At 60.2% G+C, this 16,150-nt stretch carries 14 protein-coding genes; 3 read left to right on the top strand and 11 right to left on the bottom strand.

All coding sequences use genetic code 11. The features are described from left to right. Positions 1 to 1,350 carry an NAD(P)/FAD-dependent oxidoreductase gene (locus ACJJVH_RS19680; RefSeq protein WP_412065854.1) on the top strand — a complete coding sequence of 450 codons (1,350 nt, stop codon included), beginning with the start codon at positions 1 to 3 and terminating at the stop codon, positions 1,348 to 1,350. Positions 1,351 to 1,406: 56 nt separating this feature from the next. On the opposite strand, the gene ACJJVH_RS19675 is transcribed toward ACJJVH_RS19680, so the two are convergent. Genes ACJJVH_RS19675 through ACJJVH_RS19650 form a run of 6 tightly spaced genes read right to left on the bottom strand, consistent with a single transcriptional unit; the run spans position 1,407 to position 7,868 of the window. Then, a complete protein-coding gene (locus ACJJVH_RS19675) occupies positions 1,407 to 2,228 on the bottom strand; it encodes a sulfurtransferase (protein WP_412065853.1) in 822 nt (273 codons plus the stop codon). Positions 2,229 to 2,267: 39 nt separating this feature from the next. Continuing rightward, positions 2,268 to 3,254 (bottom strand): hypothetical protein, encoded by a 987-nt coding sequence (locus tag ACJJVH_RS19670; protein ID WP_412065852.1) that lies wholly within the window; start codon positions 3,252 to 3,254, stop codon positions 2,268 to 2,270. Continuing rightward, complete coding sequence (locus ACJJVH_RS19665; protein ID WP_412065851.1) at positions 3,251 to 4,612, bottom strand: M20 family metallopeptidase; 1,362 nt, start codon at positions 4,610 to 4,612, stop codon at positions 3,251 to 3,253. Before ACJJVH_RS19665 ends, ACJJVH_RS19670 begins: the two co-directional genes overlap by 4 nt. Then, the gene (locus tag ACJJVH_RS19660; RefSeq protein ID WP_412066237.1) at positions 4,609 to 5,529 is read right to left on the bottom strand and encodes an ABC transporter permease; all 921 of its coding nucleotides are present in this window, start codon (positions 5,527 to 5,529) and stop codon (positions 4,609 to 4,611) included. Before ACJJVH_RS19660 ends, ACJJVH_RS19665 begins: the two co-directional genes overlap by 4 nt. 5 nt (positions 5,530 to 5,534) lie before the next feature. Next, positions 5,535 to 6,374 (bottom strand): ABC transporter permease, encoded by an 840-nt coding sequence (locus ACJJVH_RS19655; protein ID WP_412065850.1) that lies wholly within the window; start codon positions 6,372 to 6,374, stop codon positions 5,535 to 5,537. Positions 6,375 to 6,380: 6 nt separating this feature from the next. Next, a complete protein-coding gene (locus ACJJVH_RS19650; RefSeq protein ID WP_113452377.1) occupies positions 6,381 to 7,868 on the bottom strand; it encodes an ABC transporter substrate-binding protein in 1,488 nt (495 codons plus the stop codon). A gap of 30 nt (positions 7,869 to 7,898) precedes the next feature. Between ACJJVH_RS19650 and ACJJVH_RS19645 the strand changes: the two genes are divergently transcribed. Both ACJJVH_RS19645 and ACJJVH_RS19640 read left to right on the top strand, forming a co-directional pair. Continuing rightward, positions 7,899 to 8,729 carry an FCD domain-containing protein gene (locus ACJJVH_RS19645; RefSeq protein WP_412065849.1) on the top strand — a complete coding sequence of 277 codons (831 nt, stop codon included), beginning with the start codon at positions 7,899 to 7,901 and terminating at the stop codon, positions 8,727 to 8,729. 12 nt (positions 8,730 to 8,741) lie between these two features. Continuing rightward, a complete protein-coding gene (locus ACJJVH_RS19640; protein WP_412065848.1) occupies positions 8,742 to 11,039 on the top strand; it encodes a molybdopterin guanine dinucleotide-containing S/N-oxide reductase in 2,298 nt (765 codons plus the stop codon). Positions 11,040 to 11,259: 220 nt separating this feature from the next. On the opposite strand, the gene ACJJVH_RS19635 is transcribed toward ACJJVH_RS19640, so the two are convergent. The 5 genes from ACJJVH_RS19635 to ACJJVH_RS19615 are packed head-to-tail and all read right to left on the bottom strand — an operon-like array spanning position 11,260 to position 16,111. Beyond that, positions 11,260 to 12,141, bottom strand: coding sequence for a 3-keto-5-aminohexanoate cleavage protein (locus ACJJVH_RS19635; protein ID WP_412065847.1), 882 nt, complete (start codon positions 12,139 to 12,141; stop codon positions 11,260 to 11,262). A gap of 18 nt (positions 12,142 to 12,159) precedes the next feature. Then, positions 12,160 to 13,107: a DUF6282 family protein gene (locus ACJJVH_RS19630; RefSeq protein ID WP_412065846.1), complete on the bottom strand. Its 948-nt coding sequence runs from the start codon at positions 13,105 to 13,107 to the stop codon at positions 12,160 to 12,162. A 31-nt stretch (positions 13,108 to 13,138) separates the two neighbouring features. Then, on the bottom strand, positions 13,139 to 14,047 hold the full coding sequence (locus tag ACJJVH_RS19625; RefSeq protein WP_412065845.1) for a hypothetical protein: 909 nt from the start codon (positions 14,045 to 14,047) through the stop codon (positions 13,139 to 13,141). A 44-nt stretch (positions 14,048 to 14,091) separates the two neighbouring features. Then, complete coding sequence (locus ACJJVH_RS19620) at positions 14,092 to 14,862, bottom strand: aldolase/citrate lyase family protein (RefSeq protein WP_113452387.1); 771 nt, start codon at positions 14,860 to 14,862, stop codon at positions 14,092 to 14,094. Next, entirely contained in the window at positions 14,855 to 16,111 is a 1,257-nt protein-coding gene (locus ACJJVH_RS19615) for an MFS transporter (protein WP_412065844.1), read from the bottom strand. The genes ACJJVH_RS19620 and ACJJVH_RS19615 overlap by 8 nt, the downstream gene beginning before the upstream one ends. Positions 16,112 to 16,150 lie beyond the last annotated feature (39 nt).

Below are 16,150 nucleotides of genomic sequence, written 5' to 3'. Positions count from 1 at the left end.
ATGAACACTCTCATCGCCCATAGCGGCCCGGCGGTTCGGCCGGTGACGAATTCGCCTGCCCTGCCGACATCCGTCGATGTTGCCATTATCGGCGGCGGCATCATCGGCGTATCCGCGGCTTGGTTTCTGGCTCGCCGTGGAATCAAGGTCGCGCTTTTCGAAAAAGGCCTGATCGGCGGAGAGCAATCCGGCCGAAACTGGGGATGGGTGCGCCTTGCTGGCCGCGATCTGCGGGAACTGCCGCTGATGCTGCGGGCGCATGAGATCTGGGACGGCCTCGCGGGCGAGCTGGGTGTCGATGTCGGCTATCGCCGGCGCGGTATTGTCTATGCGGCAAAGACCGAGCAAGCCCGTCAGCGCCAACTGGGTTGGGCCAATGCCGCCCGCCAGTTTGGTATCGAGGCGCAGATCCTCGATCCATTCGCCGTGGCCGACTTCGCGCCGGGGCTGAACCGCAGCCCCCTCGGCGGACTCTATGTTCCAGCCGACGCTGGCGCTGAGCCGCAGTTGGCAGCGCCGGCCATGGCGACGGCAGTTCAGGCTGCCGGCGGCTTCATCTTCCAGCAATGCGCCGTGCGTGGCCTCGATATCGAGGCCGGCCGTGTGAACGGCGTGGTGACGGAACAGGGCCGAGTGGGGGCATCGAGCGCCATCGTTGCCGGCGGCGCTTGGTCCTCGCATCTTGTGTCGCGACATGGCATCCGCCTGCCGCAGCTCAAAGTGCTTTCCTCCGTGCTGCGCACCGCGCCGATCGAGGCCGGCATCGACACGACGATGGGCTTTTCGGATTTCGCCATCCGCAAGCGGCTCGACGGCGGCTATACGGTTGCCTCCTCCGCATCGAGCGTCGCCGATATTGTGCCCGACAGCTTCCGATATTTTTCCGAGTTCATGCCCGCCCTCAAGCTGGAGCGGAAGGCGCTGAAACTGCGGTTTGGCAAGCCGTTCTTCGATGAGCTGATTAGCTATCGCCACCGCCCCTTCGACCAGCAAAGTATTTACGAGAAGATCCGCGTGCTCGATCCGACGCCGGACGACGCGCTTCTGACCAAGGTCGAGGCATCTTTGAAGGCCGGCATTCCCGCCTTCAAAGATGTGACGATCGCGCAAAAATGGGGTGGCATGATCGACACCATGCCGGATGTTGTTCCGGTGATCTCCACGACCGAAAGCCTGCCCGGCCTGGTGATCGGGACGGGCTTTTCAGGCCACGGCTTCGGCATCGGCCCGGCCGGCGGCCAGCTGGCAGCAGAACTGGCGATTGGCGTAACACCCTGCGTCGATCCAACGCCGTTCCGGCTACCACGCTTTGAGGACGGCAGCCCAATCGAAATCCAGAGCTGGCTCTAACTTAAGAGATCTCAACAGCCCGATGGCGACTTATCGCCTTCGGGGTACGCCACGCCTCAGACTTCCTCGGCAGGGCCGATCTCGATCGGCAGGGCTTGCTTGCCGGCCCATTCATGCCAGGAACCCGTATAGATCCGCACCTTGTCGAAACCGGCAAGCCGCAGGCCGTATCGCGCCGTCGCAGCGCGGGCACCGCGGTGGCAATAGGTGATGATCTCGCGATCCGGGGATAGGCCTGCCTGCGCGGCGATCTCGCGGATTTCCGCGGCTGGGCGATATTTGCCGTCGCGCAGCATGTCTTCGTAAAAGGCAAAATGCGAATGCGGGATACGGCCCGGACGCGCGCAGCACGGATGAACGAACGTGCCTTCGAATTCGGTTTTACGTCTGACGTCGAAAATATCGGCGCCGTGCTCCGCATGATGGAGAACCTCATCCGTCGAGGCTGCCAACTGGCGCTGAAAGGCAATCCCCTGCGTATCCGACTGGCTGATCGCATCAACAGCGCCTGTACCCGGCGCCGTCTCGCCGCCGGCGGCCTTCCACGCTTCGATGCCACCATCGAGGATCAGCCCGCCGTCAAAGCCGACAAGCTCGAAGAACCAGAGGCCACGCGGCGAAATCATGCCCGTCTGCTCTTCGAAGAAGACCGGGATCCGATCCTTGCCAAGACCGAGCCGGTCGAAGGCCTCGCGCGCACCGGCCGCCATGCCGGCGATACCTGCCTCGTCGCTGTTGGGGATGAAGTAATCATAGACGTTGAGGCTGACTGCGTCGGGAAGCGTTTCTCCGCGAAACGCGGCTTGCGGGCGAACATCCACCGGCACCAGATTGCCATGAGGCAGCTGTTTCAAGAGTTCTGCGGCGGTGATGAGCATGGCCGGGTTCCTTTCAGAAAAACGGATCAGATGGGCGAATTAGATGGAAGTCAGAAGCGTGCCGATATTCAGGTCGTCGGCCCGTCGCAACAGGCGCGCGGCAAAGGCGATATCGAAGACATTTAGGCCGAAGCTCGAAAAGTAGAGCGAGGCGTCGGCTGGTGGCTGCCAGCCATCCAGAAGGATGGCTGGCAGGTCCGCCGCCACGCGCTCGGCCAGAAATTGCCCGGCGCGATACATTTGAAAGAGGCTCTTGGCGCTCTTTTCGGCAAAATCACCCCAGAGATCGACCGTCACGAGATCGGTCGCGGCGATGGTCTCGAACATGACCTCATGGAAGCCGATCTGCATGATAAGTCGACCGGCGCGAACGGTCGAGACATCCAGAAACGGCTGAGGCGACGACGTGCAGCAAATGACGACGTCGGCATCCCGCAATGCCTCGGCAAGCGTTTCGCACGCGGCAACCTTTGTTGCTACGCTGGAATCTGCCTTGGCCAGAAGTGGATCCAGATGCGGCCACGTCCGGTTCCACAGTGTGATGGCCGGAAGGTCAGGATAGCGGTCCAAGAGCATGTCGAGATGGGTCTTGGCATGCGCGCCAGCGCCCAGCAGTGCGACGGACTTAATCCCATTTGGCTTGAGGCCGCAGATAGCGGCAGCAGTCACGGCAGCCGTCCTGACTTGCGTCACCAGCGCGCTTTCGACGCTGCCAACCGGCGCCCCGTCGGTCAGCCGGTTGATGATGGTCGTGCTACTGATGCTGGGAAGATCGCCGATCGGCTCGGCCCGATGAACGGTCCATTTGAGGCCGGCGGCATCATAGGTGCCGCCGATAAAGGCAGGCAGTCCATAGGCCTTGGTGCGAGGGTCGGCGCCAAGCGGCATGACGCTTTCAGCCACCATACCCGCCTCACCGGTTCGCAGCAGGCTCAGTGCGGCGGTGACATCTTCGATCGCCGCATCCCAGTCCATTGCACCGGCCGCGATCGCATCGGCGCGGGACAGATGGCGGATCGTTCTCATGGTGCCTCTCCTTCCTCGGCCATCGCATCGAGCCAGATGGCGATCGACCAGATGAAGCGACGAAAGCCTTCGAGCGTCATGAACTCGTCGATGCCATGGGCATTGCCACCGCGGCCGGCTCCAGCCAGCAGGAAGGACCCGGCATGTGGTGCAAACGCATAGGCCGGTGCAGCGCCGATCGCCCAGGGCCAGATCTGCGGCGCGGCGACCGCCGTCGCCTCATAGCTTTTCAGAAGCGCCGAAACGCCCGGCGCCTTTGCCGGAAAGCGGAAACCGGGATAGCTGTCGGCAATGGTCAGCACCGCACCCGGCATGTTCGCAAGAGCTTTTCGATAGTCGGCGAGGAAATCCGCCGGATCGAGCGATGGCGGCGCACGCAACTCGAAGCCCGCGCGGGCACCATGTGGAATAACGCCATCGGCACCAAGCGGCATGCTTTCGAGGCTCGATATGTTGAACGACGTTGTCGACAGGACATGTTCGAGAAGCTCTCGCCCGCTGCCTTCGATTGCGAACGTATCCGTCTTGCGGAAGCGCAGTTCGGCGGCGGGATCGAAGGCCTTGGCAAGGGTCGAGATCACGGCCGCGGCTTCCGCGTCGATTGCGATCTTGTCGAGCGCTCCAGTCGGGGAGGCGCCGATCAGCGACAGGGCTTCAACCAGGCGGGCAGCTGGATTGGCAATCCATGGCGCATTGCTGGAATGGATGGCCGTCCGCGGCCCACCCCAAGCGCCGCCCTCGACCCTGACCTCGCCCTTGGCGATGCCAGAAAAACCGAGATAGATGCGCGGCGCCCCTCCGCCATATTCGCAAAACGACGGAAAAATGGCAGATACGCTCGGTCGCACCTGGCAGGCAGGGTCGGCCAGATAATCGCGCATGGCGCTGCTGCCGCTTTCCTCTTCGCCATCGACGAGAATTTCGACATTGACCCGCAGTTTCCCCGCATCCGCCAGTGCCTTCAAGGCCCACAGCATACCGGTAAGCGGCCCCTTGTTGTTCTCTGCGCCGCGCGCAACGAAGCTTCCCCCGATGCCGGGAAGATCGACAATACCCCCGGCGAACGGATCGGCGGACCAGCCCTGCAGCGTTGCCGGCATCACATCATACATATTGTAGAGAATGACGGTGGTGGCTGCGCCGACATCGAGGCGCGCGTGAATGACAGGTGCTCGACCGGCCGGAGCGACGGCCGAGACGATCTCGGCACGCAATTCGGCCTTCAGCCAGTCAACGATCGCGCTCGCCTGCCGGTTCAACGCCTGCTCGTCGCCCTTGACGGACGGGATCGTACACCATTGGCGCGTGAGATCGAGCGCGTTGTTGAAGCATGCGTCAACCGTCGAGAGCAAGGTCACAGCCGGATCCTCGGATTAAGCCAGACATAGGCAAGGTCGACCAGAAAATTCACGATGACGAAGACGGCGGCGGCAAAGAGAACAACGGCCTGCACCACCGGGAAATCGCGGTTCTGGATGGCTTCGACGGCCAGACGCCCGATGCCAGGCCAGGCGAAGATGATCTCTGTGACGAGCGCACCGCCCAGCAACGAGGCGAAATACATGCCCTGGACGGTGATGACCGGGATCAGTGCATTGCGCAGCGCATGATGCACGACGATCCGCCAGGAGGAAATGCCTTTGGCGCGGGCTGTCCTGATATAATTCTCGCCGAGAACCTCGATCAGGCTGGCACGCACCAAACGGGTGATCGCGCTCAGATAGTAGGCGCCAAGCGCGATCGACGGCATGATGAGTTGCGCCGCCGAGCCAATGCCGCCCGATGGCAGCCAGCGCATCTTGAGAGAGAAGAAGATGATCAGCAGCAGGGCTAGCCAGAAGACCGGGATCGCCTGGCCGAGAAGCGAGATCACGCGAATGGCAAAGTCGATCGCACTGTTCTTGCGCACGGCTGCAATCGTGCCGAGCAAGAAGCCGAGAAGCGAGCTCCAGAACAGCGCCACGCAGGCGAGCAGCGCCGTTGCCGGCAGCCGCTCGATGAGCAGATCCAGAGCGGGTCGGTGGTAGCGCAGGGACGTGCCGAGTTCGCCTGTGAGGGCGTTCCCCACGAAGCGGCCGTACTGGATCCAGATAGGATCGTTGAATCCCATCGCCTGGCGGAAGGCTTCGATTTCGGCACGTGAGGCATCCGGTGACATCATCAGCGCTGCCGGATCGCCCGTCAGGAACAGGGCGAAGAAGACGATCGCCGAAACGCCGAACATGACGATGATGCCTTGCAGCGCGCGTCCGGCAATGAAGCTCAGGGTTTTCATGGGTTTCACGCGTCTCTGCTGTCGGCGCGTCTCACGAGCCAGTCACCAATGAGATTGCAGCCAATCACAAGCGCACCGATGACGAGGCCCGGATAGAGAACCAGCCAGTTGGCGAGCAGGATATAGGCCCTGCCCTCACCGATCAGATTGCCGAGCGTCGGCGTTGGCGGCTGTACGCCAAGCCCGAGAAAGCCGACGGATGCTTCGAGAATGATCAGCCGCGGCAGGTCGAGCGTCATCAGCACGGTCTGCGGGCCGATGATATTCGGCAGGACATGACGGAAGATGATCGCCATATCCGACAGTCCGATCGAGCGCGACGCATCGATATATTCGAGTTCGCGGATCTCGAGCGTCTTGGCTCGAGCCACACGAGCAAACACCGCCCAGCCTGTGACGCCGAGAACCACAACGAGATTGCCCATGCTTGGCCCGATGACCGCGACAATCAAAAGGATAAGGAGGATGAAGGGGATCGCCAGCTGCACATCGACCGCGCGCATGATCACAATGTCGAACCAGCCACGGTAATATCCCGCGACCATGCCAAGTGTGGTTCCGAGGATAGCGGAAATCACCGATGCCGAGATCACGATGACGAGTGAAATCAGCGTGCCGAGGCCCAGTCGAGCGAGGAGGTCTCGCCCGAGCTGGTCGGTGCCCAGCGGATGGAATACTCCACCGATGACCGAAAGCGGCGGCTTGAATGTCGCAGTCAGTGTTCCCCGCAAGGGATCGATCGACCAAGCGAGTGGCACGAGCACGCAAAGCGCCAGAACCATGACCAGAAGGAACATGGCGAAGATCGCATCCGCATTGTCCCTGACATTCCAGAACCGTGTCATGCCGTCTTACTGCTTCTTGATGTCGAAGACAGGGATACGGGCATCCGGACGACCGTCGAAGGTCACTGTCTTCGCCTTACCGTAGAGTGCATCCTCCTGGTAGAGCGGAATGACCGGAACCTGCTCGGCAGCAAGGTCCTGGATCTGACCGAGCACCTTTTCACGCGCGACCGGATCAACGATAGAACGGCTCTCATCGAGTAGCTTGTCGAGCTGCGGGATCGAGGCCGTGGAATACGGTTCGCCGGTCTTGAAGATCGCATACACGGCAGCGTCTGCATCGAGCGTCTGGGTGGAACCCCAGCCGAGCATGAAGATCGGCCCCTTGCGCGGCACCTGCTGCGTGTAAACCGACCAGTCGAGCACTTCCTGATCGACCTTGACGCCGATATCGCCGAATTCCTGTGCGATCGCCTGAGCGACCTCGCCATCCTTCATGTAGCGGTGAGTCGACTGCATCTTGATGCTGAAGCCGTTCGGGAAGCCGGCTTCGGCAAGCAGAGCCTTGGCTTTTGCCGGGTCATAGGCCGTAACTGGAAAATCCTTATAACCGAAGTCAGCAGCACCAACCTGTGTACCGCGCGGCGACGCCATGCCCTGCAGGATGTTGGAGACGATCGACTTGCGGTCGATCGCCATGTTGAGCGCCTGGCGCACCTTGACGTTATCGAGCGGCTTCTCGCTCATGACGAGCCCGAGATAGATCGTCAGGCCGCCATTTTTGACCTGAACGAGATCGGCATTCGGGCTCTCCTTGACCATCGGCGCGATATCGACCGGAACGTTCTCGATCAGATCGACCTCGCCGGTCAAAAGCGCCGTCACGCGGGCGGTCTCGTCGGGGATGGCACGCCAGGTCACCTTGTCGATAGAGGGAGCGCCGCGCCAGTAATCCTTGTTGGCTTCGAGGATGACGTGCTGGTCGGGCACGAATTCGACGAACTTGTAGGGACCCGTTCCGACAGGATGAGTCGCGAATTTATCGTTGCCCACTTCCTTCACGTATTTTGGCGGCACGATATAGGCCGGATAGCGGCTCATACGCGTTGGAAGCAGCGGATCCGGTCCCTTGGTCTTGATGCGGACAGTGAAGGGATCGACGACCGTCACGCTGTCGATCGTGCGGATATAGGAAACAGTCGGAGATTTTGCTGCAGGATCCAGCACACGGTCGATGGTGAACTTCACCGCTTCGGCATCGAAGGGCTCGCCGTCGTGGAACTTGACGCCTTGGCGCAACTTGAATTCCCAGGTCGTGTCATCGATCGCCCTCCAGGATGTTGCAAGACCCGGAACCAGCTTCATGTCCTTGTCACGCATGACGAGCGTGTCGAAGATGTTGTCGACGATCGTTGCGCTTTCCCGCAAAAAGCCGGGATCCATCGCGGTAGTGGAGGCCCCTCGGCCGATGACAAGGTCAGCGGCCCTGGCAATCGTCGTCGTGATCGGTAGCAGCATCGATGCCGCAAGCGCTAGGGCAGCAAGTCGTTTCATGGGGCCTTCACTTCCTCTGGAGTTTATAAGTTGTTCCCCTTCGAAATCGGCCTAGGCGAAGGGCTATCAATTCGCCAACGATATATGATATATTTTACGTGTTCAAGTTATGGGCATCCCATACTTCCTGATAAAAAAGATGCAAACATTCTACCGAAGGGGATCCGAGTGAGTACGAATTTGTTTTCTGCTGCTCCGAGAAAAAGTCTCGTCACCCACGTCGAGGACGAAATTCGTACCGCACTCATCGAAGGCAGACTTGAACCGGGCACTCGTCTCGTCACGAAGGACTTAGCCGAAAGCCTGGGCATGAGCATTACTCCTGTTCGCGAAGCATTGGTAAGATTTGCCGCGTCCGGCGTGCTGACGGCGGAACCGGCTAGTTCGTTTCGCGTACCGACGATCTCGGTCGAGCAATATGCGGAGATTTCGGAGATCAGAAAATCCGTCGAGGGGCTGGCCGCCTTCAATGCCGCGACACAGATCACCACATCCGAGATCGCCAGCATGGAAGCGTTGCTCAAGCGCTATCTGGCGGCTAAGTCCGCGCAGGACCAGCACTTAGCGCTGACATTGAACAAGGAGTTTCGGTTTGTGCTTTACAACGCCGCCCGCATGCCAACGCTTCTCGGAGTCATCGAAATGCTGTGGCTGCGGGCAGGCCCGGGCTTCAATTACCTCTATCCGGAGGGTAAGTCCGACAACAGCGACCATCACAATTACGATGATCTGCTGAGCGCCCTGCGCAACAAGCAGGCCGTTGCCGCCCGTGAGGCGATCGAGCATGCGATCGAAGACGGCGCAAGGATCGTTATGGAAGCATTGACACGGCGCCAGACGCAAATGCTCATGGCCAAATAAGACGGATCTCAAATGGCATCGAATACCAAGACCCATACGGCCGCCCATTGGGGTATCTATGAAGTCGAGACGGGAGAGGCGGGAACCGAGATCCGTGGTGCGATGCAGGATCCCGACCCCTCCCCGATCGGCCTTCATATGGCCTCGCAAGCCCTGAAAGATGTGCGGGTCTCCCGCCCGTCCATCCGCAAAAGCTGGCTGGAGGGCGGGCCGGATTCTAATCCGCATCTTCGGGGCCGCGAACCCTTTGTCGAAGTCGAATGGGATGTGGCACTCGATCTTCTGGCCGGCGAGTTCGAACGCATCCGCGATAAATTCGGCAACGAGGCGATCTTTGGCGGCTCCTACGGCTGGGCAAGCGCCGGCCGCTTTCATCATGCGCAAAGCCAAGTCCACCGTTTTTTGAACCTGATCGGCGGCTATGTCAGACATGTCGACAGCTACAGCTTGGGTGCCGGCAAGGTCATCCTGCCGCATGTCATTGCAGGATTGAGCATCCTTCTTAATCAGCATACCTCGTGGGACATGATGGCAAAGGAGACCAAGCTCTTCGTCACCTTCGGCGGCATCCCGGTGAAAAACGCCCAGATTTCCCAAGGTGGCCCGGGCCGCCACCGGGTAGTCGCGGGGATGCGCGCCATGGCGCAGGCCGGCACGCGCTTCGTCAATGTCAGTCCTGTTGGCGACAACATGCCCGTGGATAGCGAGTGGCTAGCAATCCGGCCCAATACGGACACGGCTATGATGCTGGCGATCGCCCATGTCCTGCATATGGAAGGGCGCGCCGACTTCGACTTCCTGCGCAGCCATTGCGTCGGATATGAACGCTTTGCCGATTATCTGACCGGCGCCACAGATGGCATTCCCAAGACACCCGCCTGGGCGTCCGAGATCTGTGGTATCCCGGCAGAACGTATCGCGATGCTGGCGCGGGAAATGGCGGCGCACCGAACGATGCTCAACATTTCCTGGTCGCTGCAGCGGGCGGTGCATGGCGAGCAGCCGTTCTGGATGTTGATCGTTCTTGCTGCCATGGTCGGCCAGATCGGACTGCCCGGCGGTGGTTTCGGCGTAGGCTATGGTGCGATGAATTCCGTCGGCAATGACAATGTTCGCTTCAAGTTCGGAGATTTTCCGCAAGGGCAGAATCCGGTAAAGACCTTCATTCCGGTCGCGCGTATTGCCGATATGCTGCTCAATCCCGGCGCACCCTTCACCTATAACGGCAAGTCCTACACTTACCCGGATATTCGGATGGTCTATTGGGCGGGCGGCAATCCGTTCCATCACCATCAGGATCTGAACCGGTTGCTTCAAGCCTGGAAAAAGCCCGAGACGATCGTCGTCAACGAACCCTACTGGACACCGACTGCCAAGCTGGCCGATATCGTGCTGCCGGTCACGACATCGCTCGAACGTAATGATATCGCTGCCTCGGGCGGCGAAGATTTCGTTGTTGCAATGAAGAAGATCGAAGAACCCTTCGCCGAGTCTCGGAACGACTTCGATATCTTTGCCGAACTGGCAAGACGGCTAAAGGTCGATTTCTGCGAAGGCCTCGATGAAGAGGGATGGCTCCGGCGGCTCTATATGATTTCGCGTGAAAACGCTGCGCTCAAAGATATCATGATGCCTGATTTCGATGAGTTCTGGCAGCAGGGTTTGCTTGACCTTGGCCCGGAAGCAAAGCCGGTGGTCATGCTGGAGAATTTTCGCCGCGCGCCTGCCGAACATCCGTTGGAGACACCGTCAGGTCGGATCGAGATCTTCTCTGAAACCATTGCGGGTTTCGCGCTTTCCGATTGCGCCGGACATCCGACCTGGTTCGAACCGACCGAATGGCTTGGTGCGCGCAAGCCGCAAGACGACCGCCTCCATCTGATCTCGGATCAGCCCGTGCGCCGCCTGCACAGCCAGCTTGATGCCAGCCCGCATAGCCAGGCCGGCAAAGTGAACGGGCGTGAGCCGATCTACCTCAATCCGACCGATGCGGAAAAGCGCGGTATAGCAGAGGGGGCGCTGGTAGAGGTCTTCAACGAGCGCGGCAGGTTGATCTCGGCTGCCGTCCTCTCGGACGCAATCATGCAAGGCGTCGCCCGCCTCTCGACCGGCGCGTGGTTTGATCCAGATCGCGAGCAGTTGATCGAGCGGCATGGCAATCCCAACGCCGTGACAGCCGACATTCCGTCGTCTTCGCTAGGCCAGGGATGTACTGCCCAGACCTGCATGGTCGGTATCCGTCGATGGCAAGGCAAAGCCAATGATACCGTCAAAGCATTTGTTCTACCGGAAATCAGCACTTGGCCCTGATCGCAATAACATGATAGATCTTGAAAGAATACGAACCATCGACCTACAGTTTCCGACGCAAATCGTTCTGTGTATTGGGAACGAATACGAAGAAATATTCACTAGTTAACCAAAAATAAACTCGGAATTGTGTTACATTGGCACAACTTAATCTGAATTTTTTCTCCCGCTGCCCCCATGTATAAAGCCATCCCGATGATTTTTTCTCCATACAAAGCACCTAAAAGCGCTGCGGCAATGCTAAAAGTTCTCGAGCCTCTCGTGGGCTCGCAATGACACCGCCCATGTCGCTGACGATACGCACGGCCTTCTCCACCATGTCGGCATTGTCGCGCGCAAGGCGGCCTCGCTCGATATAGACGGCATCTTCCAGCCCAATCCTGACATGACCTCCGAGAAGGAAGGATTGCGCCAGCATCGGGAAGGCATGCCGGCCGACGCCGAATGCAGCCCAGTCGGAGCCGGTAGGCAGCAGCGATTTCATGTGGACGAGCGTCTCGGGCGTCGATGCGGCACCGTATTTTACGCCCGTGACAATTTGGAACATAGCTGGAGATGAAAGGGTGCCGTCATCGATCAGGTCACGAGCCAGATGAATGTCTCCGCTGTCGAAGACCTCCAACTCCGGCCTGGCACCGGCTGCCCGGATGACCTCCGCCATGATCCGTACATTCCGCGGCGTATTGATGACCACGGCGGTGCCTGAAAACATTGTGTTGAGATCAAGCGTGGCGATCTCCGGTTTCAACGCGGCGATATGCTCGACGCGCTTTTCCGGCGGCATGATGGTCGAAGACGGCGCCGCTATACCCGGATGTTCGTCGCTCGGCACATAGCGGCCGCCCGGCCCGGTGGTCAGGTTGACGATGACCTCACTGGCGCCTGCCTTGATGCGCTCTAGGACTTCGCGGTAATAGGCGAGCTCCATGCTTTGCCTGCCTGTCTGCGGATCGCGCACATGGATATGCGCGATTGCCGCTCCTGCCTTGCCGGCGGCGATGCAGGCATCGGCGATTTCCTCGGGTGTCACGGGCAGGCCGGGATGCTGTTCGCGCGTCGTGAGATTGCCGGTCACGGCGCAGGTCAAAATGGTGGGTTTCATCGTCGGTCTTTTCCGGTTCTATGGCAGTTTCAGCAGCGAGGCTGCGTTGTCACCGATCAGCTTGCGGATGTCGGACTCCGCAAAATCGAGATCGAGCAGCGTCTGAACGATCGCCCGGAAGCCAGCCACCGGGCGCGGGCTGCCAAGCAGGCCGAGATCGGAGGACAGCACTGTGCGATCGACGCCGGCGACCTGGATCAGGTGGGCCAGCTCCTGCGGGGTGAACTTTAGCGATTTGCCGCCCACGAACATGCCGATAGAATGTTCCATATGCGCGCCCAGGCCGACGAGCTGGCGAATATCCTCGTCGGTGCAGCCGATCACATAGGTCGGGTGATTGACGAGAAGCTTCTTCACCCCTCGCCTGCCCGCCTCCTCGAATAGGATATGTAGCTCTTCCGCCGAGAGATGACCGCCGGAAAGAATGATGTCGGCCTCGGCGATAATGTCGAGGACCCGCTTGGCATTGTCGGTCAATGCACCATTGGTATCGAGCACGCTGAGCGGCTCGACGGGTAGCATCTTGCGGGTCGTCTTCGGAAAGGTCTTGGTCTGCTTGCCGGCATCCGCCAGGTGGTTTGCGGCCGAGAGCGTTGGCATCCAGACGATTGCCGCGCCGAGCGCGACCGCGTGATCGACCGCATGCGGATTGATGCCACCCGAAGCGTTGTTCAGCGCGATGCCTGAGAAAAGATCGATGCGATCTTCCGGGAAATGCGATTGAAGCAGGATCGTATGCGGCATGCCGACATAGTAATGATCCTTGAACAGCAGCGCACGGAAGCCCGCCTCGACAGCGTCTCGCATCGCTTCCCGGTGATCGAGGACGCGCGGCATGGCGGCCGGGCCGCTGTGGCAATGCAGATCGACGGCACCCTTCAGGAGTTCGGTGACCTCTGCCGCGCGTGCCGGCTCCGGGAGTTCGAATGCGCCATCGTGGCGCGGCAGAAACGGTTCGATATTCATCAAACGGACCTCTTTGTCTTCATTCTCAGGCTTATGGGAGGAATGGCAGCGGATAGTCCTCGGCATTGAGAACCCAGCCGGGCTTGGCGGAAAAATCCGCCCGGGGCGGGCAGAAGATATCAACGAGTTGGTTGATGCCAGTGCCGATCGCCTGCGACGTGTGGATGACCCGCGGCGGGATTACGGCCACGGACGGCGAAGCACAGGTTTCGTGTTCATCCTCGCGCCAATGCGCCCTGTCGGTCGTCCACGGCCATCGGAGGTGATGGATATATTCGCCTGACAGCGCCAAGCTGCACTGCTCAAAATCGTCATGGTCGTGGGGCGACAGGAGCGACGGGTCGCGAGGACCATCCTTGGGCTCGAGGAAATTGACCATGAAGGTCGATCCGCGAAAGATCCGCCCGAAGCGACCCGGCTGCGGCGCAACTTCGAGACTGTAGCTGCGAATACGGTAGCCGCCCAAGGGCGCAGGCCAGGCGGCGAGCGGCGGGACGTCCGGATTGGGATCGGCGTAAAGCGCGGCATTCGATGCCTGTTCCAGAAGATCGGTGGCGGCATTGGTGAAAAGCCGCACGACGCAACCGCCTGCGGGCAGTCTTATCGTGCTGTCGCCTGGCGGTACGAAGGTGAGTGAATGACCATTGATCGTTTGCGTCTCGCCGCCGACTTCGACAATGGCTGTCGTCGCCCTATCAGGGATAAGCAGCACATATTCGTCAGGCTGGCTCCGCCGATCGAGAACTGTCTCTGCGATCGTCTGGGTATGGAGAATGGTGAAGGTCTGCCCCCGGACGATCCAGGTCCTCTCGGTCCTGTCGCTCAACTGCGGCTCCTGCTCATAGAATCGGGCGTAGGTGGCCGGAAAGGCGCGGCCGTTTACCGCCTTTGCAGGCTTCCCCGTAGCCAGGCTCGCGCGTGGATCGCTTGCGTCGTACATGTCAAAGTCTCCTTATCTCGTGCTTCTGTTCTGTCGAGCGGCCACTAGTCGCGGAAGGACTCCAGCATCTGCAGGCCGGCCTTGCGGATGAAGCCCTGATCGGAAGAGAGGATGAAGGCGGTAGCACCCACCGCGGCAAAGGCATCGCCTTCCGTGCGCGTTGCGGCCATGACCGCAACGGGCTTGCCGACCGCCCCGGCTGCCGAGGTCACCCTGGTGACCGCTGCAGTGACTTCGTCGGAAGATGTGCTTTGAGCGTTGAGCGCAAGCGTCAGGTCGCCGCGTCCGACGAAGAATGCGTCGATGCCATCGACGGCGACGATCGCATCGATATCCTCCAGCGCGGACGGATCCTCGATCATCGCGATCGTCGCCACGCGGGCATCGCTCCGATCGATATATGGCCAGGAGACATCGCCGCCGTAGCGCCCGGAGCGTCCCGACGGAGAATAGCCACGCGTTCCATTCCGGTAACGCGACGCCGAGGCAACCGACCGTGCCTTGGCGACGTTCGCCACATGCGGCACCAGAATGCCGTCCGCACCGCAGTCGAGCGCGCTGAGGATCGTCGCCTCCGACGAGACGCGCACCAGCGCCGCCGTACCGGTTGCCCTTGCCGCCAGCACGGCGACGTCGATCGCCGTCCGGTCGAAGGGGGCATGCTCTTCGTCGATGACGACGAAGTCGAAGCCGATATCGCCGAGGATTTCGACCGAATGGGCGGTCGGCGTCTTGATGAAGCTTCCGAGCAGCCGCTCTTTGGCCAGCAGGCGCTGGCGGAAGTTTACACGGGTCGTTTGCAGTGTCTCACTCATGATCCAGTCTCGCGATTGAAGGAAGTTCCGAGTCCGCACCGGCATCGGGATTGCCGTTCCGCAGCGAAAGCCAGCGCAGGACGGTGACGATGAACAGCAGACCGATGCAGGAGGCGGGCACGATCATTGCGCCGACAGCCATTCCGGTCATCTGTGCCACCGTCGGCATCAGGTTCTGGGCAATGAAGCCCCCGACCAGACCGACGGTATTGATCACCGCGATGCTGGTGGCGCCGCGGGCCCCTTGGAAGAGCTTCGAGGGAAAGTACCAAAAGCACGGGAACAGGATCGAGATGCAGGGCGCACCAATGGCAACCGCGACAAAGCGCAGAAGATTGGTGTTCAGTTGGGTTGCGGCTATGAACGACAACACGCCGATCAGGGCAATGATCATGACTGCAATAACGATTGCCCTCTCCGTCTGAAGCCGGCGCGGCAGGGTCAACAGCAACACGGCGGCGATCGCCCACGGTACCGCGTTGAGCAAGCCGTTCTCGGTGCCCGTGACGCCGAACCCTTTGATGACCGTCGGAAGCCAGTAGATGACGCCGAACAGCGAAATGTTGATCAGGATGTAAACGAGCGACATGATGAGCACGGTCGGGTCAATCAATGCGCGTAGCGGATTCGAATGGTGACGCGGGGCAGCGTTGCTGTTTTCCAACCAGGATTTTTCCGATGTACTCAGGAAATTTGCTTGAGAGGGCGTGTTAGGCAAGTATTTCAGCACCACAATCGAAAGCAGGACCGGCGGAATGCCGGTGACAATGAATACCCACTGCCAACCGCTGAAACCGAGCGCCCCGTTGAGATCGAGAAGCGGACCGGCGATCAGCGCCGACAGCATGTTCCCGAAAGCGCTACCGAGCGTAAGTAGGCCAACGGCGCGAACGCGATGGCGCTGGGGAAACCATAGTGTCAGGTAGAATATAACAGCTGGATAAAGGCCGCCTTCGGCAGCACCTAGAAGGAAGCGCAGCAGATAGAAGGTCGTACCGGAATTCGAGAAGGCCAGCAGGATCGTTAGCAAACCCCAGCTCAGCGCGATGCGAGCAAACCAGATTCGTGCGCCGAAGCGATAGGCCGCCAGAGCACTCGGCACTTCGACCAGAACATAGCTCAAGAAGAAGATCGACGATCCCAAGGCAAAGCCGGCTTCCGACAGATGTAGCTCGTCAAGCATCTGCAACTTGGCGAAGCCAATATTGGAGCGATCAATGATCGCGCAAAGATAAAGCCCGATCACCATCGGCATGATCCGCCAGGACAGGCGACTTATGACACGGGT

Source organism: Rhizobium sp. SYY.PMSO, assembly GCF_046840415.1.
GTDB lineage: Bacteria > Pseudomonadota > Alphaproteobacteria > Rhizobiales > Rhizobiaceae > Rhizobium.
The sequence above is the reverse complement of the archived record's forward strand: the minus strand, read 5'-3'. Positions and strand labels throughout refer to the sequence as shown.